This window comes from Sphingobacterium spiritivorum (assembly GCF_016724845.1).
Classification (GTDB): domain Bacteria; phylum Bacteroidota; class Bacteroidia; order Sphingobacteriales; family Sphingobacteriaceae; genus Sphingobacterium; species Sphingobacterium spiritivorum_A.
The window spans coordinates 1,581,856-1,604,894 of the sequence record NZ_CP068082.1 but is presented as its reverse complement, the minus strand read 5'-3'; the positions used below and the strand labels follow the sequence as shown (position 1 = coordinate 1,604,894).

The following is a 23,039-nucleotide window of genomic DNA, read 5'->3' as shown; positions in this document are numbered from 1 at the left end:
TCTCCCGGTTTGAATGTTAATGCTATTGATGTTAATATTTTAATTTGGGCACAATTCCTAATTCAATGATTCCGGTTTTTACCGTATATACTTTCCCTACTGTAATGAAAGGACTTATGTCTTCAAAACCATTCATTATTCTGTCGCTGTAATTCAATATTCCTTTACCCAAATCGTCAGATGTATTATTGACCTTTAGATTGATCGTCTCACTACGTTGCTGATTCGTACTTCCGGATGCTTTTGTGGTTACACCAATCTTAAATATGGAGAAGCCTCCGGAAACTTCCCAGTTACCGGAATAAGAAGAGGATGTATAAATGTTTTTCTCTGAAACAGATCCGGGATCTATTTCTTCTACATAGAAGCTCCAGGTGTCACCATATTTATAAAGATCCCATTCGATAATGGGTATTGGAGTAGGAAGGTAGTATACACGTGGTTTATTGGTAACAGGATCATTTTTAAATATTTCATTTGCTTCCACACTTATGACCTTGCTGGTACTTTCCAAACCTCCGTTTTTGTTAATAAAAAACACGTGAATAGCGATTTCCAAGACTCCGTCGGTCCAGTCTCTTTGGTCATCTATGACGTAATTTTTGGATAAATCTGATGTAAATGAAATGGAATTTATACATTCAATATAGTTCGCTACGAAGGCTCCTTTATCCGTATTTGATTTAATATTGTAATAAATATAATCACGTTGAAAATCCGTATAGGTTTGTCCGGCAGTCATGAGTTTTACATTGTCTACTCTCCCGTAGTAGATACTGGATGGTGAAGCCCAGTTTATCCCTCCCGCAGGGTGAATGAAATAGGATTGATGACCGATTACCTGATCTGTGAGCTGATATGTTCGTTTTGTATTAGCTGTTGTCTTTAACAGCAAAGGGCCATTGTTCTTCTGAACGGAAGATAGCTCTGCTGTAGCGGATGCATTGTAATCTTTATTGATAAAGGAAGAATCCAGAAATACAAAGTCACTAAGATGAGTACCTGTGACAGCGCTGACAGCCATTTTTTTTGATGAGGTGTGAGCTTGTAAAGTGTTATCGGTTTTTCTTTTTTCTATTCTTTCATTATCCTTCACCACTATGACCGGAATATCTGGCTCGGTGGTGTAGCTCAGTTTTATTTCAGCATTTTTACTGTTGTAAGCAATGATGTTATCCCCTTTTATTTTTCTATCCAGATCTCGGACAGCTACAACAGGTACCTGATTCTGTACATTCCATCTGGTTGCACCAAAATTTTTCAGATCCGGAATATAAATCGTTAACAGCGGGTTGCTTTCTAACGCTTCCAGAAATTGTTGAGGATCTTCTGCATATTTAGAAATGGCTGTACTGAAAATCTGATCGTTATTCAGTTTTTTATCTTTTATTATCTGATACAGCACATCATAGTCATTATCAAATTTCTTAAGAGATTCATTTCTAAGAAATGATCTGATGTTTTCATCTTCAACTGCTTTTGCTAATACTTTTGCAAATAGTGTATTGACTGGCTGATCAGCCGAATTTTGTGTCGTGTTTACTAATCCTGACTCCTGTTTGGAACAAGAATTAAACATACAGAGCAAACCTGTACAAATGATAATTAAGTATTTCATGATAGTATTGTTAAATATTGATTAATGAAACTCTTGTATATGTTTGGATAGGTTGATAATAAAAGCAGTCGCATTTAGTGAATACTGCTGCCTAAGGATAGGGATAATCAGGTCGGGGTAATCTGCCCGATCCCCGACCTGATTTATAAACGATTATTTCAGATTGTATAATACCGGAGTGTCATCTGTACCGCCATCTACTTTAGCACCTTTGGTCAGCTTATCTGTTTTGGAATCGTAAGACCAGATATAGATTGCATCCGCTTTTGGATCATTTACTGCAATGTAAGCGACTCCATTATCCACTACTGCAGATGTAGAGTTTAACAACGGAGGGAAGTCCAGTCTGCGAATGATCTGCTGCGACCTTACATCTACAACATAGTATTCCCACATCGCAGCGTACCACCAGTCATCTTTTGTTTTGACCATGTTTGCAGCATCTTTGGCATTTGCAATAATCACTTTGCCATTTCCAAGATTTGCTACTCCAAGCTGGTGATCTCCATTCAGACTTTTGCTTGTGTTGAAGAAGTAGTTTTTATCAAATTCTGTTTCACCGTTTTTGATCCGGAAGAAAGCTGTCGGTAAGTGAGGTTTTCCACCACCTAACATTTTCATTGGAAGAGAAAGAAGGTATGTATAGCCTTCATCACTGAATTTGTGGAAATATCCGTTTCGTATAGCACCGATCGGAGCGGAGCGACTTTCTGTACCTGTGATCTTAAAGTTATCAAAGGTGTTGATATCCATTGTCGCGGTATAGGAATTATCTAAAGTGGTATTTGTTTTCAGATCTTTCAGTGTAAGTGTCACAAGCATCTTGTTACCTTGAGGAATAGCCGAATTAATACCTATACTGTGATCTGCCGGAATCTGCGTACCTGTCTGGATTTTTCCGCTTTTTAAGATTTCAAGAGTTGTCGCGTTCATGATTGCAAATTCATCTCCGTTACGTGTACCGAATGCTAATGTATTATCATCAATCCAGGTATGCCATCCTAGGTATGGATAAGAAAACTTTGTAAAAGGCACAACCTTTTCTGTAACCAACTCACCGGATTCAAAATTGTATTTTCCGAATTTTGAACCTTCCGGATCCAGGTGAAAGAAATACTTACCCTTTTGGATCTTATTTTCTGACCAGGTAAATATGCTTGTTACATCTGTACCTTTTCCTACAGGCGATATGGTACCACTCATCAAATCCTTTATCGGAAGTAAGTAATAACCATTAGTTGTGCTGTACGTAATAGCATAATTTGCTTTTGAATCCTGCGGTTCGGTAGTGCCTCCGTCAGATTTGCTACATCCTGTCATCGAAGCGGTAGCCAGACTTAATCCGGCTAACATTGCCAATGAATTTTTAATTGTACTGATCATCTTATTTTATGTTAAATAATTATTATTGAATGCTGTATCTAAGTTTCACGGAAAAGGAACGTCCCGGTTTTTGTTGTTTGAAAACATCATAAGCTATCTGATCTGTCAGATTTTTACCTTCCAGTGTGATATGATATTTGTTGTTTTTCATTGAATAGGTTACGGCGAGATTGTTTAACCACTGTTCCGGGATATAGTCTTTTGTTTGTTTACCTCCCAGTTTGGACCAGCTCAGCGAATAACTGTTGACAAACTGCAGGTAGTAATTGACAACCAGTGAGCTTTCTTTGGTACCGAATGGATTGCGGAACAGTGCACTGACATCTGCATTTCCGTATAACCAGGGTTCATTTGGCGTGCGGCTTCCATAGGTAATATCTACTCTGTTTTCTGTACCTTTTATATACTTTTCTCTGTTTTGAGCATTATAATAGCTCATGTTTACCATCGCTTTCAACCAGCTTTGGTATGTGTATTTTGCTTCAAAATCGGCTCCGTTTATTTTGACTCCACCCTGGTTTTTTGATTGGCTTTTACTTCCGTTGCTACCTTCTTCATATTGCTGGGAAATAATGTAATCCTTTGCATTTCTGTAGAAAGCCGAAGCATCGAAAGATAGGCTGTGGTCTCCGAATGCAGTGTTGTAAAAGAGATTGACATTGTAATTGTCACTGTTGGCTGGTTTCAGATTCGAATTGCCTTCAATCTCTAACCCATTCCCGTATAACTCGGTAAATGTTGGCAATCTGTATGCATGTTCATAAGATGCCTTGATTCCAAATCCACCGAATATGGTATAAGAAGATGCAATTCCATAGCCCGTAAAGCTGCTGTTTTCCCGGGTACTTTTGCCTGAGACATCATCAACCTTACCCGAAAGGGTATAGTTCTTTAAAAAATAGCTGTTGACCCATTTATCCCCGAACAGGTTTTGCTGATAATTTAATCCGAGTATATGTCTTGCTATCTTATTAGTTTTATTGTAGTATTGATTGTACGGGTCAATTTCATTAAATCGTTCCCGTTGATTGATATTGAGGTTGTAATTTAAATTAAGGATATGATTCTTTATGGGAGTATAATTCAGATTAGCCTGAGTGAGTGTATTATAGGATTTATCATGTGAAATAGACTTAGTTGAATTAAATTCTCCGGCATTAGGACGATATTCCCGGGCCTTGCCATCCCAGAAGAAGGGTGCATAAGAACTTGTATCTGTGATGATTCCCTTGCTGATATTAATATTTGAGAACAAGGTCGCAGAAAGGTTATCAATGAATAATCTGTTCTTACGATAACGTATGCTCGGAGTTATACTATGAGACTTATTGTCCACCAAGCCGATCACTTTCTCCTGTGTAGCTCCGGTCTGCTGCTGTTTGTAGACATCATTATAAGTGATTCCCAATACAGCAACATCTGCCCATTTTTTATCTGCTACTCCTACCTCTAATTGACCCATTGCCGAACGGTACTGGTCGTGGAATCTTCTTGCAGTAGCTAAAGTGTCAAAACGGGAATCGTCCTGAAGATTGGGTACAGTCAGGTAAAAATTTGCTTTGGGATTGGATTTCATGAGATAGTCGTTGTCCGAATAGTTATAGTAAGAGTTTACATTAACCATAATTCCGTTTTTATCCTTAAACCCGCCACTCACAGCTGCCCGGTGTGTGTTGAATGAACCATAGCTGTAACTTACATCCAGAAACTTTTTCTTATCCCGGTTGGTGACGATATTTACGGCTCCGCCGAGAGCATCTGATCCGAGGTGCGCCGGAATAACACCTTTATACACTTCTATACGCTCCGCAATATTGACGGGCATATTATTCAATGTCATACCCGATCCGAAGGATTCAATAGGTATTCCATCAATGAAAAATTTGATATAATTGCCGGAAAGGCCATTTAAAGAAAATGTGAAATCTGAGCCTAAGCCGCCCTGTTCACGAATCCGAACACCGGTACTTCTGTTTAAGATCTGATTGATATCTGCGTTTGTATTTGCATATTGTCTGGTCTCAATAATATTGACATTAAGACCTGTCTCTTTGATTTTTTTTGATTGTGTTTTTCCGTTAATATTGACTTCCGAGAGTTGGTTGAGGTCCTTTTCTAAAGGAATGCGCAATGTTGCAGGTATTGAAGCCGTATTGATTTTGACGCTTGTCTTTTTGAAACCTACTGCAGAGATAAGGAGAACATGCTGGCCATCTGCTAATCCCGAAATTTTAAAATCTCCGTTTTCAATAGATTTAGTGCCGATAGTTGAATTTTGAATTTGAATACTTGCATCAGGAATTCCTTCATTTGTATTATTGACAATACGTCCTTTTACTTCATTCCGCTGTTGAGCTACACTGATCATCGATATGGAGGCAAAGATGATATACCATACCGTTTTTAAATACGACATTCTTATTTAGATTAATTATATATAAGATATGTTGCTCTTCTGCGGATTTACCGAAGGCTACATACAAACTTATTTTTAAATTAAAATGTAAGTAGTTGCTGCTTAATGATATGTATGCATTATTTTTTAGGAAAAATAACTGTTTGGCGGGCTATAATGGAACTATCCCATTCGGTTGAATAAAAAAAGCATGACCATTGGCCATGCTTTTCTTTTGATCGGTTTCAGGAGAATTTTGCAATGTATCCTACAAACTATCCATACGCAGAATAAAGTCTACACGTTGAGAGAGTCCGGTGCCTTTGCTGATTCTGGCTGCTGGTATATCATACACCCAGATACTATGTGTATCTGTAGAATCATCTATTCCGATATATGCCTTATTATTTTGTACGATCACAGATTCTTTTCGGGTACCTTTATCAAACGGAAGGTCAAGTTTGACCATATCTCCATTCCTAAGATTGACGCGGTAATATTCAAAATGGTAAGTGGAATGGTGATCCTGAAAATTATGATAACGGTCTTTACGTTCACTGCGGATCAGTGCTTCCAGATTACCCAGATACCACATTCCATAAGCATGATTGTTTATCTTTTCAGAGATATTGATCATATAGTCAGGGTCTATCTTATTAGTTTTAGCATCGATTCTAAAGATTGCAGTAGGTTTTTTTAGATTATTGCCTAATGCTATTCCCGGACAGCTCATAAAGTAGAAATCTTTATTTTCATCTTCAAAACTATAGGACTGGACTGTATTGATGCCGCCGGGATATGTTGAACGGAAATCTTTCTGAATACTGTTTATCTGCATGGTCTGAACATCTACGGTAGCTACATACATCGTATCTATCGTTGTGTAATCATTCTTGGCCATGGTCTTGTTAAAGGAATAACCAATAAACATTTTGTTGTCCCGTATATAGTTAAAGCCGATAGATAAAAACGGAAATTCTTTATTAGGAAAGGTCACAGGAATAATTCCGGAAGATAAGATACGGAACGACTTTGTATCTATTTTGTAATATTCCAGTCTGGAGTAAGTCCGGTCATCGAGCGTCAGCAATAGCAATGTATCTCTGGCAATCCAATACTTATTTTCGATATGTTTGTCCTGCATAGGGATGGAAGCTACCTGCTGAAGTCCGTCAGTCTGCAGGGAATATTTATTAAAGCTGTTTTGACCGCCATCCATATGATAATAAAAACCATCTTTGATAATAATCGACCGGTCAAATGTACTGTTCGGAACTGTGATCATCTGTTCGGAATCGGTTACGGAGTTTGACGCTAAGCTGTCAAGTGTCATAATGGCGTGACCGCCATCTTTAGTCATCAAATAAAGGGAGTATGTTCCGTCCGTTTTGATTGTAGATTTTGTTCGGCTGCAGCCGGCTGCGAGCAGGGCAAGAATAATTAAAAGATTGTAGACTGATATCTTTATAGCGGACATATTCTCGACTAAGAAATATTAAATTGTATTTTTAACTGGTTCTGTAAGATAGGAGATAAGAAAGTCAGTTCCTGCTTTGTCAGTACAATATGCTGGCAGCTTTGATTTTGATCCAATAAAATATAAGTTTCTCCCGATTTAAGTTTGATCCGGTGGTTTCGGTCACACACATTAAGAATAATATCTTTTTTGGGCGTAAACATAATATCTCCTTTGACATCCAATTCCCCTGTTTCTGTATTGATACGTGCAAAAGATTTTTTAGAGAGCGTTATATTATAGTTATGCTCATCATAATTCCGGATCTGATCTCCGGAGAGATTATCAAATGTAAATCGGTTTGTAAGAGAAGGCTGATTATTAATAAGTATTGCCCGCACGCCGACAATAGCGATCAGTATAGCTGCAACTGCTGCCCAGGTACCGGGATGAAATATGCGTAAGTTTTTCTTCCGCTTAATATCCTGTCGGATATTCGACCACATTTCTGCTTTTACCTGTCCCGTATTCTCTACAGATTTTATGTCACCTTCTATCTCCAGATCATCATTTTCCAGCCATTGCTCTACTAACCCCTGTTCTTTTTCAGAACATAAGCCGAGATGATATTTTTCTAAGAGCTGTTTGCTGATCATGCAGATAGTGATACTATGAATAGATAAAGATAAAATTATTTTATGTAATCCGACAAATGAGTTTTTAATGTAGAGAGTGCCCTGCTGATATGATATTCTACTGCTCTTTCCGAGATATAAAGCCGGGACGCAATCTCCTTGTTTGTCAGGCCTTCGTGCCGGCTCATCTTGAATACATTCTTGCATTGATTTGGAAGAGATCCGATCAGGTTGTTGATCTTACTTGACAGCTCCTGTACTTCTACAGAATTTTCATGGTACTCCTCTTTGTAAGCATTCAGAATCACCTCATGGTGTTGCTGGCGTGTCACTTTATTGCGTATATATTCAAATGCTTTTAACTTTACAGATCGTATCAGATAACGCTCCACTTCCTTAAGTTCCAGTTTATCCTTACGTTCCCAAAGCGATTTGAATACTTCCTGTACGATCTCTTTCGCAATCTCTTCGTCCTGGATGGTTTTCACGCAAAAAAAGAACAACTTTTCCCAATGATCGAGATAAAGTTGTTCAAAACTCTGATGCGTAATAATGAACTTTGTTTCCTCCAAAATCTGATAGATCAAATACGTGAATAAAACGTACCCGTCTGCAAATATACTTTATTTAGATTAGTTATAAATAATAATTATAATTCTTTGACAAAATTTGAAATCGCTACTGAGGGATTTTCAGTTTTCATAAAATTCTCCCCAATCAGAAAAGCTTGAAAACCAGCTTTTTTAAGATTTTTTATGGTTTCAGGATCGGATATTCCGCTTTCCGAAACCTTAATGTACTGCGAAGGAATCTTATTGACAAGATCATAGGAATGATCCAGAGAGACCGAAAAATCTTTCAGATTACGGTTGTTTACGCCTATAGCATCTATCGTATCGAAGATACTACGGTTCAATTCCTCTTCGTCGTGTACTTCCAGTAATACATTTAACCCCAGTTGCTTGGCATAGGTGGAGAAATCCTGGATCTCCTCTGTTGTCAGGCAGGCGGCGATCAACAGAATAATATCAGCTCCATATGCCTTAGCTTCAGCGATCTGATACTTGTCTACAATAAATTCTTTTCGTAACAATGGAATGGTCAAAGCCTTCCGTGCTTCTGTCAGATCATCAAGTGTCCCCTTAAAGAAATCAGTGTCTGTCAGTACAGATATGGCGGAAGCTCCTGCAGCCTGATAACCGCTGACGACCTCTGTCACAGATGACACCCCATTGATAAGACCTTTGGAAGGAGAAGCTCTTTTATATTCAGCTATGATACCTGTTCGTTCCGGATGCAGGATGCTGTCTCTGAGTACATAGCAGCTACGTCTGAAGAGCGGATAATTTTCAAGCTTTTCCAGCGGAACTTTGGTTTTAGCCTCTGCTACTTCCGTTTTTTTACGCTCAACGATTTTATCTAATATAGTCATGTTAATACTTTAACCAGTTTTCGATTAATATTTTACCATTTTCTGTCAGGACAGATTCCGGATGAAACTGCATGCCTTTTACATCCAGTGTCTTATGCGAAAGAGCCATAATAGTTCCGTTTTCATCTAATGCCGTAATATGCAGACTTTCCGGCAGTGATTCTTTCTCTACTGCCCATGAATGATAACGACCGATCTTTGATCCGTTCGGAAAATCCCTGAATAATGATTCTTCAGGATCCGTTACAATAATATCTGTGGCAACTCCGTGCAGAGGTTTTGTCATATTAAACAATTTGCCACCAAAGACCTCTGCAATGGCCTGCTGGCCCAGACAGATACCCAGTATACTTTTATGTTCTGCATATGTACGGATGACATCCAGCAATAAGCCCGCTTCTTCAGGGATACCCGGTCCCGGTGATAATAAGATCTTATCAAATGCTGCTACATCCTCAATCTTGAATTTGTCGTTTCTCCACACTTCATATTCTTGTCCGCATTCTTGTAAAAGATGCACCAGATTATAGGTAAATGAGTCGTAATTATCGATTACTAATACTTTGCTGCTCATTGAATTTATTTAATTCTTCGTTTATAAAATAATTTACAATATCACTAAAAATGCCTTCCACAAAGGACGCTTTCAGTCCAAAACCTTTAGCCAGTTCCAGACGGTCCTTTAGCATTTGGTTGACACGCTCTTCAGCGATTACTTCTTCGGTGCTGTTTTTAAATTCAGCTGCTTTTGCTACATAATCCTTGCGGAGAGCGATCAGTTCCAGGATGCGATAATCAATCGTATCGATAGATGAGCGTACATGAGCAAGATTTTCACAGTATTCTAAAGGCCTGATCATAATGTTTCTGCTAATTCCAGCGCTTTTCTCAACGCTGCTATTTTGTTATTTACTTCCTGCAACTCCATTTCAGGGTCAGAGTCGAGTACAATGCCTCCGCCAGCCTGATAATGTAAGAGGTTTTGTTTACTAAGAAAGGAGCGGATCATAATAGCATGATTGAAGTCGCCGTTAAATCCCATATAACCTATTGCTCCGCTGTAAAAAGATCGCTGCTGTCCCTCATATCTGTCGATGAGTGTCAGGGCCATATGTTTGGGAGCTCCGCTTAGTGTACCGGCAGGGAATGTATCTCCCACCACATCAAAGGGATTGATATTATCTTTCAGTTTACCCGTTACTTTGGAAACCAGGTGAATAATATGCGAATAATACTGCGCTTCTTTGTAAGAGCGTACTGTCACCTGATCACAGTGTCTGCTCAGGTCATTTCGGGCCAGATCCACCAACATTACATGTTCAGATGTTTCTTTCGGGTCATTTTTTAATGCTTCCGCGATTTTCTCATCTTTTTCCATATCTCCGGTTCGTTTGAATGTACCGGCAATAGGATAGATTGCAGCTTCACTTTTGCGGATAGTCAGCTGAGCTTCGGGAGATGATCCGAAGATCTTGAAATCCCCATAGTCAAAGTAAAACAGGTATGGAGAAGGGTTGATAGAGCGTAATGCACGGTATACATTAAATTCGTCACCCAGAAAAGGTGTTGCAAATGCACGGGAAGGAACAATCTGAAAGACATCTCCACGTTGAATGTGCTTGATCATCTTGCGAACAAGCTCCCGGTGTTCTTCATTTGTGCGGTTAGACGTTTCTTCTCCGTTGGTACGGAAATCATATTCCGGAAAGTTCTTGTTCTTAATCAGGTATTCCATTTTTTCCAAACCGGATTCTTCTCCATTGAGAAGATGTTCAAAAATATAGAGCTGATTCCGGAAATGGTCAATAGCGATGACATACTTGTACACGTGATATTGTAAAAACGGAATGTCACGTTTAGGGTCAATAGCAGTGGTCAGTTTGATATCCTCGAAATGCTCAATGCAGTCAAAAGTAAAGTAACCAAATAATCCATTCGAAATGACATTGACTTCGGGAGTTTCAATCTGACTGAACTTTTCTCTGAAAAGGGAAATTTCACTTCTCAAATCTATTTCATCGGCCTTTTTATATTCGACCTCCTGATTCGGATAGTGTATTTCAAGATTTTGTTTATTCAGTCTGATGCCTGCCAGTGGCTGGCAGCAGATATAACTGATATTATTGTCTCTGCTGTGATAGTCCGAGCTCTCCAGCAACAGACTATTAGGGAAGGCATCCCGGAGACGCAGATAGATACTTACCGGTGTCGTGGTGTCTGCCAGTATCTTTTTAAAATTCGTTTCGAAATTGTATAACATGTATGCTCTATTTTTTTCTAATTTCCAGTAAAAACAAAAAACCCGACGTTTTCTGCGTCGGGTGAACTTCCATAAGTGGTTTTGGTTGATTATGAAATATTATGACAATACATTAGCACCCGATGCAATTTGCTCCAGGCCACCACCACGTATTGTTTAATTGAATTGTCAACATAATATCACAAATTTATAAAAAAAATTCATAATGCAAATTTTATGTGACAAAAAAATAAAAAAAAGCCTTTTTCGTTAGTCATTTAATAAATCCGGACGTCTTTCTTTAGTTCTTTGTAACTGCTGTTCGTCTCTCCATGCTAAAATCTTAGCCTCATTACCGCTCAATAATATGTCCGGTACCTTGTGACCCCTCCAGTCTGCAGGACGCGTATAGATAGGAGCATCCAAAAGACCATCCTGAAAAGAATCAGATAGTGCTGATGTCTCGTCGGACAAGACTCCCGGGATTAGACGAATAATGGCATCGGTCAGAATAGCTGCCGGAAGTTCTCCTCCTGACAGCACATAATCACCAATGGATATTTCTTTCGTAACATAGATATCACGTATGCGCTGATCAATACCTTTGTAATGTCCGCACAGGATCATCATATTCCCTCTTGTCGAAAGGGTATTGGCAATCTCCTGATTCAGCGTTTCACCATCCGGACTCATAAAGATAATCTCATCATAATCACGCTCAGCCTGCAGATGTTCAATACATTTTGCAAAGGGCTCGATCTGCATGACCATGCCCGAACCTCCACCATATGGATAATCATCCACAGACTTTTGTTTGTTGGTTGCATAGTCTCTCAGATTGTGAACAACGATCTCGGCCAGGCCCTTCTTTTGTGCCCTCTGCAGAATAGAATGTGCAAAAGGACTTGTCAGTAAATCAGGTAATACCGTAATAATATCAAAACGCATGCTGCAAAGATAGTGAATCGCTGCACAAGAGGGAATAGCCTGTAAAAATTAGCAAGATAATGCCGGATTATAAAGTCATTAATGTATAGTATGAGGAGAGAAATGTGATTTTTTAAGAAGAATATTTTGGTATTTAAGAAATAATTTAAATCTTTGCAGCGATATTAATGGTTTAACCCTTTTAAAACGAAGAAAAAATGTTTGTACTACATTCTACAGCTTTAGCTTCATCAGCAATTGGAATTGCTGAGGCTCTTCTTCGTGCTTCTTTCTCCTCTTAAGATTACTTAACGAAATATAAGAAAAGGCCCGAAGATCATTCGGGCTTTTTTGTTTATTCCGGACCCTTCACAGATTTTCCCGAATGGATATGAATCAGGTCGACTCCGATCGGCCGACAGTAACGCCTGTGGATCATTGTATCCACAGGTATCGTATTGATTTGAATAAAAAATAACATGGGAAAGAAACTTTCCGGGAAGGACCTTATCAAATTGGGCTTCCCACAGAATAATGCAATAAATATTGCCTTAGGGCAAATACAACGCTATAGAAAGCGTGATAAAAAAGAAGCAATACTGGCGGATGCCAGACAGGTACTCCTTTCGCCCGAACAATTTCTGGGTGATGGAATATGGGGCAAAGTAGCGGAAGGACTGGTCAGACCCGTCGAAGTACGCTTGCAGCAACTGAGAACTTCAAGAGTTCCCTTCAGCATATTCGGGGAGAATGAAATCGACGAACAGGCAAAACGCCAGCTCTATGATGCATTGAAGCTCCCTGTAGCGGTTAGCGGAGCATTGATGCCTGACGCGCATTCCGGTTACGGACTGCCGATAGGCGGAGTTCTGGCAACAGATAATGCCGTGATTCCGTATGGTGTTGGTGTAGATATCGGTTGTAGAATGAGTCTCTCTGTCTTTGATCTGCCTGCGAGCTATCTGAAAGGCAAGAGATTCCAACTGACGAATATGCTTTTAGAACAGACCTGCTTTGGGATGTATGAGACGCATAAGAATAGGGCAGATCATGAGATCTTTTCCCGAAAGGAATTTCAGGAAATACCACTTCTCAAAAATCTGCTGGGTAAAGCCTGGAAGCAGTTGGGGACTTCGGGAGGCGGCAACCACTTCGTCGAGTTCGGGGTAGTAAATCTGGACAATCCAAGACCGGAGTGGAAACTCCCGGCGGGTGAATATGTAGCCTTATTGTCTCATAGCGGCTCCAGGGGATTAGGGGCCAATATCGCTAAACATTATACCTACCTCGCTGCAAAGCAATGTCCTCTGCCGCGGTCTGTACAACATCTGGCCTGGTTAGATCTGGATACACATGATGGCCAGGAGTATTGGATGGCCATGAATCTGGCTGGTGACTATGCCAGTGCCTGTCATGATGATATTCACCGGCGCATAGCTAAGGCTTTGGGTAAACGTCCGGCATTTAAGGTAGAGAATCATCACAATTTTGCCTGGAAACAGCTGATCGACGGAAAGGAATGTATAGTACACCGTAAGGGAGCTACTCCGGCAGCAAAAGGAGAGCTGGGGATTATCCCCGGATCTATGACTGCTCCGGGATATATTGTGGAAGGGAAAGGAAATGAGAGTAGTTTGCAATCTGCATCGCATGGGGCAGGAAGACTCTTGTCGAGGGCTGCATGTAAAGCTTCATTCACATCTGGTCAGGTGCAAAAGCTACTTAAAGATTCCGATGTAGAGCTTGTAGGGGGAAGTGTGGATGAAGCCCCGATGGCTTACAAAGATATCCGCAAAGTAATCGCACTTCAATCCGAATTAGTGGATATACTGGGGAAGTTTACACCCAAAATTGTGCGGATGGATAGATAGTAAAATAAAGCAAGTGTCTGAAAAGAAATCCTTTTTGGATACTTGCTTCAAACAAAAAATAAAATGGACAAAATAATAGGCGTCACCGCAGGACGCGGCCCCGAAGAATGCAGTTGGGTCGTGGCACAGGTGATCAAAAAAATAATACAGGAAGCAGCCACTTTTGATGTGGAGGTTCGGGTGCTCGACCGGCAGGAGGGAAGTATAAACGGAACTGTAATTTCTGCAAGTCTGCAGATCAGCGGAGAGAATTGTATGGCATTTGCCGCTTTATGGACAGGTACGATCCAATGGATCGGGAAAAGTGATTTCCGAAAATCACATAAACGCAAAAACTGGTTTATTGAGGTCTTTGAAATTAAACAATCTGCCTCGTGGATATTTGATGAGAAGGATGTCGGGTATCAGGCCATGAGAAGTTCTGGAGCGGGAGGACAGCATGTCAATAAGGTGAGTTCAGCGGTACGGGCCACACATATCCCTACAGGAGTATCAGTGGTATCCATGGATAGCCGGTCGCAACATCAAAATAAGAAAATCGCAACAAAACGGTTGCAAAAAAAAGTTAACGAATTGAATCTTCTGCATTGGAAGGAAGACGAAAAGTACAAATGGTTTAATCAGATTCAGGTGGAACGTGGAAATGCGATCCGAACCTTTGTCGGAACGGATTTTAAATCTGAGAAAGTTGATAAGTCCTACAAGGCAAAGCGAAAGGCTCAAAAACAACGTTTCAGACAGGAAATGAAAATAGAAAAATACAACAATGAAAGCAATTGATAAATATTTGTCTCAGGCACTGGACAATTACCCTTATTCGCTGACAGAGACAATAGAATCTCTGGAGTATGCCTTGTCTTATGATGAGACCAATACAACAGCGCTGTGTCTGACGGGTCGGCTATACGCAGAACAGCTGATGAATTATGAGGAAGCGAAGAAATATTTTCAGGAAGCACTGACCTACAATCTTTATGCACTGGAGATATATCCTCATTTTGCACAGACACTTATATGGAATGATGATTTTGAAGAAGCACAAAAGTTAATAGATTTTGCATTAACCATAAAAGGAATTAATAAGACGGAAATACTGCTGAAGCAGGTACAATTGTTAGAAAAGCAGATGAAGGTAAAGAAGGCGCTCAGATTGACAAAAGATTTGTACTTCACAAATTGTTATTCTTCTTATGATCAGGAAATCAAAAACGCAGAAACGAGATTAGAAGATAAACTGAAAAGGGATAAAAAAAAGAAAAAGTAAGATTTTTAGATTGATAATCATTGTTTTATATTTTTTTTATTCCGGAATATGTAACATTTTGCAATGTGTGTTACTAATTCCATAAAACGCTAAAACATTTGAATTATGAAAAGAAATAATATGAAAAATCTGGTTGCCTTTATTGCAGTTGTCTGTTTTTTGATTAACTCTGCTTTTGCACAGACATCATCTGTAAAGGAGAAGTCATTGCTGTGGAAAATAGAAGGAAAAGATCTGAAAGCACCATCTTATCTGTTCGGTACAGTACATATGCTGGCCAGAAAGAATTTTGAAATGTCAGCGAAAGCTACTGATGCTATGGATAAGACGTCAAGAGTGTATCTGGAAATCAACATGGCGGCGCCAAATCTTGCAGAAGAATCTCAAAAATACATGATGAGTCATAAGACAATATCTTCACAGATCAAGCCGGAAGAAATAGCCCTGGTAGATGAAGTCTTAGGGAAAAAACTCGGTCTTACTTTGGCTCAGGTGGATAAAGTAAAACCTATGTTTTTGATCGCAATGATTATGCAAAAATCCTTCACGGAACCTATGGCTTCGTTTGAAGAAGAAATTATTAAACATACAAAGCAGCAAGGCAAAACAATAGAAGGCCTTTCGAGTATTGAAGAACAATATTCTTTTGCAGATAAGATCTTTGAAACATCCGATTTCCCTTCCTATCTGAAGTCTATGGATGAATTTGATATTCAAAGTATTCTATCTCATATATATCAACTTTATAAGGACGAAAATATTGCAGGTATGGATGAGCTGTTATTAAAATATACTTCATCTAATCCGGAAACGTACCGACAATTGTTACCGGTTCGTAATCGCCTGTGGGCAGATCGTATGCCTGCATTAATGAACGAGACTCCGACTTTCTTTGCTATAGGCTCCGCACACCTGTCCGGTGAAGAAGGCGTGATCAATCTTTTGCGTCAGAAAGGATACACAGTTACACCGGTCTATAATTAAGACCTCCATTTCAGATGAAAAGATAAGGTATGATCTGAAAAACTTTCATCAAGAGGAGTTCGAAACCGGATTTAGCAGTGATGTTGACTGCATGTAGACATATCCGATATAAGGCGAAGCTGTCTAAAAAGTCAAGTCAAACCCTTTGAGAATTGCATATCTGAAATGATGCTATAGGGAGATACATATAAAATCGTATACAATTGGGGCCATCCAACCTTTTGGACAGCCCCAATTGTATTGTAGTGGCCTTGTTATAACTTTTTTTAAGATATCTTCACAGTAGAGATTAATTTTTATTTCCTCCGAATAATTTAGCCAGTATCCAGATCAGAAGGGCTACTACTACAACTACCATGATCACTCCGGACCATACACCTGCTTTGAAAATTCCTTCGATCGCAGCACAGCTGGTCAGAAGGCTTGTCATTAAGATAACTAATGTTATTGGGAATATTCTGTTCATAGGATTCATATTATTTGTCTCCTAATAACAAATGAGGTACTGAAAAGTTCTGGTAAGGCTGTTTTTTAATAATGAGACGGTGGGATCAGTTTGCGATGTATTACTCTTTTAAAGCAGCATGCTGCACTTTTTTAATGGAATGACATCAGCGTATATATAACAAACAGCCCGTAGTGTGTTGTACCTACGGGCTGTCGTGATTTTAATATTACTAATACTTAAAGGTTATTCAGCTCTAAGGATTTTAGCGGCTTCAACCATAGATTCCAAAGCTGCTTTAGTTTCCGGCCATGCACGGGTTTTCAATCCACAGTCAGGGTTTACCCAAAGTTGTTCTGCAGGAACTACAGCCTTAGCTTTGCGTAATAAGTTGACCATCTCATCTGTACTTGGTACACGAGGAGAGTGGATGTCGTATACACCCGGTCCGATATCGTTAGGGTATTTGAAATCACCTGCGAAAGCATCCAGTAATTCCATTTGAGAACGTGATGTTTCGATGGTGATTACGTCAGCATCCATAGCTGCAATATCCTCAATAATGTCATTGAATTCAGAGTAGCACATGTGGGTGTGAATCTGTGTATCATCGTCTACATTAGATGAAGAAACGCGGAATGCACGTACAGCCCAGTTCAGGTAATCCTGTTGATCAGCTTTACGCAATGGTAATCCTTCGCGGATAGCCGGTTCGTCGATCTGAATAATTTTGATTCCAGATTTTTCCAATGCCTGTACTTCATCCAGGATCGCTAATGCAATTTGGTATGTCGTAGTCGAGCGTGGTTGATCATTACGGACAAATGACCATTGTAAGATCGTAACAGGACCAGTCAACATTCCTTTTACAGGACGGTTGGTCAGAGATTGTGCATATGCAGACCAGCGTACAGTCATATCTGCAGGACGGTATACGTCACCGTAGATAACCGGAGGTTTCACACAACGTGAACCGTAAGACTGAACCCATCCGTTTTTAGTGAATGCATATCCGGCCAATTGCTCACCGAAGTATTCAACCATGTCATTACGCTCGAATTCTCCGTGTACCAGTACATCGATATCTAATTGCTCCTGAAGACGGATAGTACGTTCTGTCTCTTCAGCGATTTCTTTGTCATATTGTTCTTGCGTGATACTTCCTTTTTTCAGGTCTGCTCTCCATTTACGGACATCTTTCGTTTGCGGGAACGAACCGATGGTAGTTGTTGCAAATGAAGGTAAGTTAAATTTAGCCTGTTGTGCAGCTTTACGGTTTGCAAATGGTGAAGTACGGGTTGCATCATCATCTGTAATGTTTGCAGTACGTTCTTTTACTTCCGGTTTATGGATAAGGGGAGAAGTACGGCGGCTTTCAGCAGCAGCTTTATTTGCTTCAAAGCGTTCAGCTGTTTTCGCATCCACTTCACCTTCAGCAAGAATAGCAAGGTCTTTTACTTCTGCTAATTTTTGTTTAGCAAATGCTAACCAGTTTTTAACTTCTTTTGGTAAAGACTCTTCGTTGTCTTCATTATCCAAATCAAACGGCACATGTAGCAATGAGCTGGAAGGAGCAACCCATACACGGTCTTTACCTAATGCATCAACAGCTTTTTTGATCTGACCTAATGATTTTTCATAATCATTTTTCCAGATATTACGGCCTTCCACAACACCTAATGAAAGTGTTAAAGAAGCGGGAACTTTTGCTAAAACAGTATCCAGTTGATTTTCTCCGCGTACCAGATCTAAGTGTAGAGCATGTACAGGAAGATTTAAAGCAGTTTCCTCATTATCACGAAGCGCTTCAAAATAAGTCGCTACAATAAGTTTGATACCTTTAGCTGCTGCGGATAGTTTTTCAAATACCGTCTGATATAAAGCGCGTGTTTTGCTATTGATATCTAAAGCAAGGAAAGGCTCATCAATCTGTACATATTGTGCACCTGCTTCTGCAAGTTTGCCAAGAATCTGTTCGTATACAGGGATCAGGTTTTCGATAAGGTCGATACGGTCAAATCCTGCTTCTTTCTCTTTTCCTAATAACAGGTAAGTGATAGGGCCGATCAGTACCGGTTTGGTCTCGATACCTGATGCTTTTGCTTCATTGTATTCGTTTAAGAATTTTTCAGAAGTCAATTTGAATTCCTGATTCTTTGTAAATTCCGGAACGATATAGTGGTAGTTGGTATCAAACCATTTGGTCATCTCCATTGCCGTTACATCGACACCTTCCTGCTGGAAGCCACGTGCCATTGCAAAATAAAGATCCAGATTGTAGTTACGATCGATTTTATTCAATAAAGAATTGTAACGCGCAGGAATAGCACCTACTGTCAAAGATAGGTCTAACACTTGGTCATAGAAAGAGAAATCATTGGAAGGAATAAGGTCTATACCCGCATCTTTTTGAGTTTTCCAGTTTCCTTCACGGATTTGTTTTGCTGCATCTAATAATTCCTCAGCACTAATCTTTTTTGCCCAATAGGCTTCATTGGCTTTTTTCAATTCGCGGAATGCGCCCACACGAGGGTAGCCTAAATTGTTAGTTAATAACATAAAAATGATTGTTGTTTAATTTTTCTTAACTCCATAAAACTACTTTGCTAAAGAGGAAGGACACCAGATGCAGTGACTTCGGCTTATCTTTCCCTCCTGTGTCCAAGCGGGGTAGAATTTAGCACCTTGTCAAGTGACAGGTTGCTAAGGCTTCTTCGGGTCTAGTCCCTCGGCCTTTCTCTATAAGCGATGCTAATATCGGGATTAGGTTTCTAAATCCCAAAAATATTTTAATAAATCGTCAGAATAGTCTGCTGTTGATCAGAATTGGACGCTTGCAGACAGTCCGGTTTGTTTTCCATTATAAAAAGGTGTGACGACTGTAACAGAAGAAGAGGGATTATGCTGCAGGTGCTTGTCCACAAGAGGGAGTAACCAGTATCCTATCTTGGTACTGAGCATGCCGATACCTGCTCCCATGACTACGTCCGAAAACCAATGTTTATTATTGTACATTCTGAAAAATCCGGTTCCGGCTGCTACTGTATACCCTGCAATTCCATACCAGATAGACTGGTCTTTATACTCCTGCCATAATAATTCTGCTCCGGCAAATGCTGTAGCAGCATGTCCGGAAGGAAAAGAATTATTCGCAGAGTTGTCCGGACGCCAGACATTGCCTGTACTTTTGATGGTATATACAGTTGTGGCCATAATGGCATAAGATACACCTGAAACAAACAGCCGCTCTTTGAGGTTATGCCGGGCTTTTATGCCTGCCAGATCCAACACATAAATACTAAGTAACGGTGTGTACTGGCTAAAATCATCTATGGTAAATTTTTCGTCTATATTTTTTCGCAATACATTGTTGATATCATTGTCCTGATGAATAAGGAAATGGCTTTCCCTTGAAATAATACCATAGGTCAGTAATCCTGCAGGCATCGCAATTTCCTTGTAAGGGATTTGTCTCCAAAAGCTTTTTTTGAGAGTCGTATTTTGCAGGGTATCGCTGTATTGTTTGGTTGTGTCTTGTTGTGCTGGCAGCGATTGGCCAGAACATATTAGCAGGATAAGAAAAGTAATGACAGTGCGCATTAATGTCATAGGAATTCGTTTGTAAGTGTGATAACAACCACCGGGGTGGCTGGATAATCTTATGGATAAAAACTCAGAATACCTTCATATACCAGATTATGATCCTGTTAATGAAGATGATGTTAGTGTGTGTTGCGATTTAAGGATAATTATTGCCTCCTGAAATCATAAAATTAAGAGACAATAATTATCTGTATGTTTTTATATTTTGTTAGCTGACGAGCAGCTTGTAACCTTTACCGTGTACATTGACGATTTCTACACTCGGATCCTCCCGCAGGTATTTGCGGAGCTTACTCAGGAATACATCCATGCTTCTTCCTGTGAAGTAATTGTCATCGTGCCAGATTTTTAAAAGAGCCTCTTCGCGGGTAAGGACATCATTTTTCTTCAGGCACAGTAAGCGTAGTAATTCTGCTTCTTTTGTTGACAGTTTCTGCTGTTGACCCTTATAAGAAATCTGCTGACTGGTATAGTCAAAGAAGTAATCTCCGATTTCAAACTTATCCGCAGTTTCTTCTTCTTTATCTCTGGAGCTTCTTTTCAGAAGAGCATTTATGCGAAGTAAAAGTTCTTCTACCCGAAATGGCTTTGTAATATAATCATCTCCGCCTAATTCAAATGCCTGAGTTTTATCCTCCATCATTCCTTTGGCAGTAGCATATATCACAGGCACTGTAGTGTTTGTTTTGCGGATATCTTTTCCAAGCGAAAATCCATCTTTTTTGGGCATCATGACATCCAGGATACATAGATCATACTGGTCTTTATGGAAGGCGACAAGCGCTTCTTCTCCATCCTGACAAAGTGTGACATCGAATTTACCTTTCAGTTCCAGATAGTCTTTCAGAAGCTCACCCAGATTAGGATCATCTTCCGCTAATAATATTTTTTGCATAATTTGCATATTTTTCTGATTGATAATAACTGTTGCCGGAGCAGCAGCATTTCTAATTATAATTTGTGCCCTTTCAGTGGCAATGTAATATCAAAATTTGTGCCCTTATCCTTTTCACTTTTCACCTGTATCTTACCGTCCAGACGTTTGATAATATCATTTACATAACTCAGTCCGAGACCAAACCCTTTTACATTGTGAATATTACCTGTAGGAATCCGGTAAAACTGATCAAAGATCTTCTGCTGCTGGTCGCGCGTCATACCGATTCCCTTGTCACTGACGGATATCACTATCGTATTTTTATGGTTGTGGGTTCTGACGGTAATATGCGGACTGTCTTTACTGTATTTGATGGCATTGTCGACCAGATTAAACAGTACATTGGAGAGGTGTAATTCGTCACCGATCACGACATCATCCTTTGCCTCCAGAAAAGTTTCCAGTGTGCCTTTGGATTTTTGAATCTGCAGCTGCATGCTGTCCAGTACCGCATTGGTCAGGTCATTGATCCGGACATCCATGCGGTCTATTTTCAGATTCTCTTTTTCCAGTCTGGCGATATTGAGTACCCTTTCAATATGATCTCCCAATCGGACATTCTCATCGTAAATAATATTGGCCAGGCGATTTACTCTTCTTTCGTCTGCAATTATTTCCGGATCCCGGAGAGACTCACTCGCAATCATGATGGTCGCTACAGGAGTTTTGAACTCATGGGTCATATTGTTGATAAAGTCGGTCTTCATCTCTGAGATTTTCTTTTGACGGAAGATCGTGGTCAGTGTATAGGCAAAGCAACCGATCAGTAACACAAGTAAGGCTCCCATCGGAAAGAAGAGGTATCCCATATTGTCCATGATAATATTACGCTTGTCCGTAAAGGTAATGGTCAGTTTGCCGGGTGCATTTCCGACATCTCCCTGAAACAGCAGCGTAGAGTAGCTGTTGTGCTTCTGAGGTTTATCCAGTTCACCAAGTGTATTAATATTGTACAGAATACTATTATTCTCTTTGACTTCAATATTGAATTTAGAGTTAATATCCCTGTTGGAAAGTTCCCGTGTAAGCTCTTTCTTGAGGAAACTAACATCGATACGACTCTTTAACGGACGTTTGGAAAGCTCCATACTGGCAGCAAAATCTTCAATTACATCATTTTTCTTACCGCCGATTACGGCGATAGAGTCATAGAGATTGCTGGCATCATCAAGTTGAGACAGTTTGAGTTTATTCTCTAAGGCATGTATACGAAGTGCAATCTTCATATCTGCTTTTGGGGGTAATGTCTTGATCGTAAAATCCAGTGAGTTTAATTCATACGGGTTCAAGAAAGCAAGGTATCGGCAGCTATCGTCTTTTGCTGCAATACGCGCGATTTTATCACCCACTGCATATACCTCGATGGAGTTGCCAATAGAATTGTCCTCATATACACCTTGCGAAATCAGAAGCTTGACCAGATAATTGTATTTTTTGCGCCGGATATACGTTTCATAAAACCAGTTTTCCAGAGGTACTATGATCGGATAGCTCATTTTGAGCACATCTTCTGCATCTTTAAACTTTTGCTGGACTTCATACTGCTGAAGTCGAAGGGCTTCGATCTGCTTCTGAATATTGATCTGGTCTTCCAGGCGTTTTTGTTCACGCTCATACTTAACCTGGTTATTTCTTTGCTGGGTTTTGGCAAAAGCCATAACCTCGTGTTTCTCTATTTTAGAGGCAACTGTCGCCAGAGAAGCATTGACCGATTCATCGAAGAGTTGTGATTTCTGACGGAAAGAATCGCGTATAAAAAAGTATTGCATAGCCATTACTCCGAGCAGAGCAATAGACATTAATCCGATAATGACAGTAATACTTCTTTGTTTCATTTGTTACAAAAATAT

20 protein-coding genes and 1 riboswitch are annotated in these 23,039 nt (G+C 39.8%); of the genes, 4 read left to right on the top strand and 16 right to left on the bottom strand.

Features of this window, described 5'->3' with window-relative positions:
• Positions 1–31: 31 nt before the first annotated feature.
• The 11 genes from I6J03_RS06705 to trmD all read right to left on the bottom strand — a co-directional run bounded on the left by I6J03_RS06705 (position 32) and on the right by trmD (position 12,106).
• Positions 32–1,618 (bottom strand): hypothetical protein, encoded by a 1,587-nt coding sequence (locus I6J03_RS06705; protein ID WP_157600502.1) that lies wholly within the window; start codon positions 1,616–1,618, stop codon positions 32–34.
• Positions 1,619–1,771: 153 nt separating this feature from the next.
• Entirely contained in the window at positions 1,772–3,001 is a 1,230-nt protein-coding gene (locus I6J03_RS06700; RefSeq protein WP_003008623.1) for a DUF4374 domain-containing protein, read from the bottom strand.
• 22 nt (positions 3,002–3,023) lie between these two features.
• Positions 3,024–5,417, bottom strand: coding sequence for a TonB-dependent receptor (locus I6J03_RS06695; protein WP_039990112.1), 2,394 nt, complete (start codon positions 5,415–5,417; stop codon positions 3,024–3,026).
• Between the two features lie 247 nt (positions 5,418–5,664).
• Positions 5,665–6,873, bottom strand: a complete 1,209-nt coding sequence (locus I6J03_RS06690; protein ID WP_003008619.1) for a hypothetical protein — start codon at positions 6,871–6,873, stop codon at positions 5,665–5,667.
• 8 nt (positions 6,874–6,881) lie between these two features.
• Entirely contained in the window at positions 6,882–7,508 is a 627-nt protein-coding gene (locus I6J03_RS06685; RefSeq protein ID WP_003008617.1) for a hypothetical protein, read from the bottom strand.
• A gap of 35 nt (positions 7,509–7,543) precedes the next feature.
• Positions 7,544–7,975: a sigma-70 family RNA polymerase sigma factor gene (locus I6J03_RS06680; RefSeq protein ID WP_232279744.1), complete on the bottom strand. Its 432-nt coding sequence runs from the start codon at positions 7,973–7,975 to the stop codon at positions 7,544–7,546.
• A gap of 161 nt (positions 7,976–8,136) precedes the next feature.
• Positions 8,137–8,919, bottom strand: coding sequence for an indole-3-glycerol phosphate synthase TrpC (gene trpC, locus I6J03_RS06675; protein WP_003008613.1), 783 nt, complete (start codon positions 8,917–8,919; stop codon positions 8,137–8,139).
• Position 8,920: 1 nt separating this feature from the next.
• The gene (locus I6J03_RS06670) at positions 8,921–9,493 is read right to left on the bottom strand and encodes an anthranilate synthase component II (protein ID WP_003008611.1); all 573 of its coding nucleotides are present in this window, start codon (positions 9,491–9,493) and stop codon (positions 8,921–8,923) included.
• Positions 9,465–9,779: a chorismate mutase gene (locus I6J03_RS06665; RefSeq protein WP_003008609.1), complete on the bottom strand. Its 315-nt coding sequence runs from the start codon at positions 9,777–9,779 to the stop codon at positions 9,465–9,467. Before I6J03_RS06665 ends, I6J03_RS06670 begins: the two co-directional genes overlap by 29 nt.
• Positions 9,776–11,179: an anthranilate synthase component I family protein gene (locus tag I6J03_RS06660; RefSeq protein ID WP_003008608.1), complete on the bottom strand. Its 1,404-nt coding sequence runs from the start codon at positions 11,177–11,179 to the stop codon at positions 9,776–9,778. Before I6J03_RS06660 ends, I6J03_RS06665 begins: the two co-directional genes overlap by 4 nt.
• Positions 11,180–11,428: 249 nt before the next feature.
• Complete coding sequence (trmD, locus tag I6J03_RS06655) at positions 11,429–12,106, bottom strand: tRNA (guanosine(37)-N1)-methyltransferase TrmD (protein WP_003008605.1); 678 nt, start codon at positions 12,104–12,106, stop codon at positions 11,429–11,431.
• Positions 12,107–12,564: 458 nt separating this feature from the next.
• Here trmD and I6J03_RS06650 point away from each other — a divergent pair, with 458 nt between their 5' ends.
• The 4 genes from I6J03_RS06650 (at position 12,565) to I6J03_RS06635 (ending at position 16,204) form a co-directional block, all read left to right on the top strand.
• Positions 12,565–13,956 (top strand): RtcB family protein, encoded by a 1,392-nt coding sequence (locus I6J03_RS06650; RefSeq protein ID WP_003008603.1) that lies wholly within the window; start codon positions 12,565–12,567, stop codon positions 13,954–13,956.
• 63 nt (positions 13,957–14,019) lie between these two features.
• Positions 14,020–14,736: a peptide chain release factor H gene (gene prfH / locus I6J03_RS06645; RefSeq protein ID WP_201694243.1), complete on the top strand. Its 717-nt coding sequence runs from the start codon at positions 14,020–14,022 to the stop codon at positions 14,734–14,736.
• Positions 14,723–15,220 (top strand): tetratricopeptide repeat protein, encoded by a 498-nt coding sequence (locus I6J03_RS06640; RefSeq protein ID WP_003008593.1) that lies wholly within the window; start codon positions 14,723–14,725, stop codon positions 15,218–15,220. Before prfH ends, I6J03_RS06640 begins: the two co-directional genes overlap by 14 nt.
• A gap of 105 nt (positions 15,221–15,325) precedes the next feature.
• On the top strand, positions 15,326–16,204 hold the full coding sequence (locus I6J03_RS06635; RefSeq protein ID WP_003008592.1) for a TraB/GumN family protein: 879 nt from the start codon (positions 15,326–15,328) through the stop codon (positions 16,202–16,204).
• Between the two features lie 289 nt (positions 16,205–16,493).
• Here I6J03_RS06635 and I6J03_RS06630 read toward each other — a convergent pair whose 3' ends face one another.
• The 5 genes from I6J03_RS06630 to I6J03_RS06610 all read right to left on the bottom strand — a co-directional run bounded on the left by I6J03_RS06630 (position 16,494) and on the right by I6J03_RS06610 (position 23,024).
• Positions 16,494–16,670 carry a hypothetical protein gene (locus I6J03_RS06630; protein ID WP_309485957.1) on the bottom strand — a complete coding sequence of 59 codons (177 nt, stop codon included), beginning with the start codon at positions 16,668–16,670 and terminating at the stop codon, positions 16,494–16,496.
• A gap of 225 nt (positions 16,671–16,895) precedes the next feature.
• Positions 16,896–19,208, bottom strand: a complete 2,313-nt coding sequence (gene metE / locus I6J03_RS06625) for a 5-methyltetrahydropteroyltriglutamate--homocysteine S-methyltransferase (protein ID WP_003008589.1) — start codon at positions 19,206–19,208, stop codon at positions 16,896–16,898.
• Positions 19,209–19,288: 80 nt separating this feature from the next.
• Positions 19,289–19,397, bottom strand: a riboswitch (SAM riboswitch).
• A gap of 72 nt (positions 19,398–19,469) precedes the next feature.
• A complete protein-coding gene (locus tag I6J03_RS06620; RefSeq protein WP_039990109.1) occupies positions 19,470–20,258 on the bottom strand; it encodes a phosphatase PAP2 family protein in 789 nt (262 codons plus the stop codon).
• A gap of 202 nt (positions 20,259–20,460) precedes the next feature.
• Positions 20,461–21,156: a response regulator transcription factor gene (locus tag I6J03_RS06615; RefSeq protein WP_003008583.1), complete on the bottom strand. Its 696-nt coding sequence runs from the start codon at positions 21,154–21,156 to the stop codon at positions 20,461–20,463.
• Between the two features lie 47 nt (positions 21,157–21,203).
• On the bottom strand, positions 21,204–23,024 hold the full coding sequence (locus I6J03_RS06610; protein WP_003008581.1) for a sensor histidine kinase: 1,821 nt from the start codon (positions 23,022–23,024) through the stop codon (positions 21,204–21,206).
• Positions 23,025–23,039 lie beyond the last annotated feature (15 nt).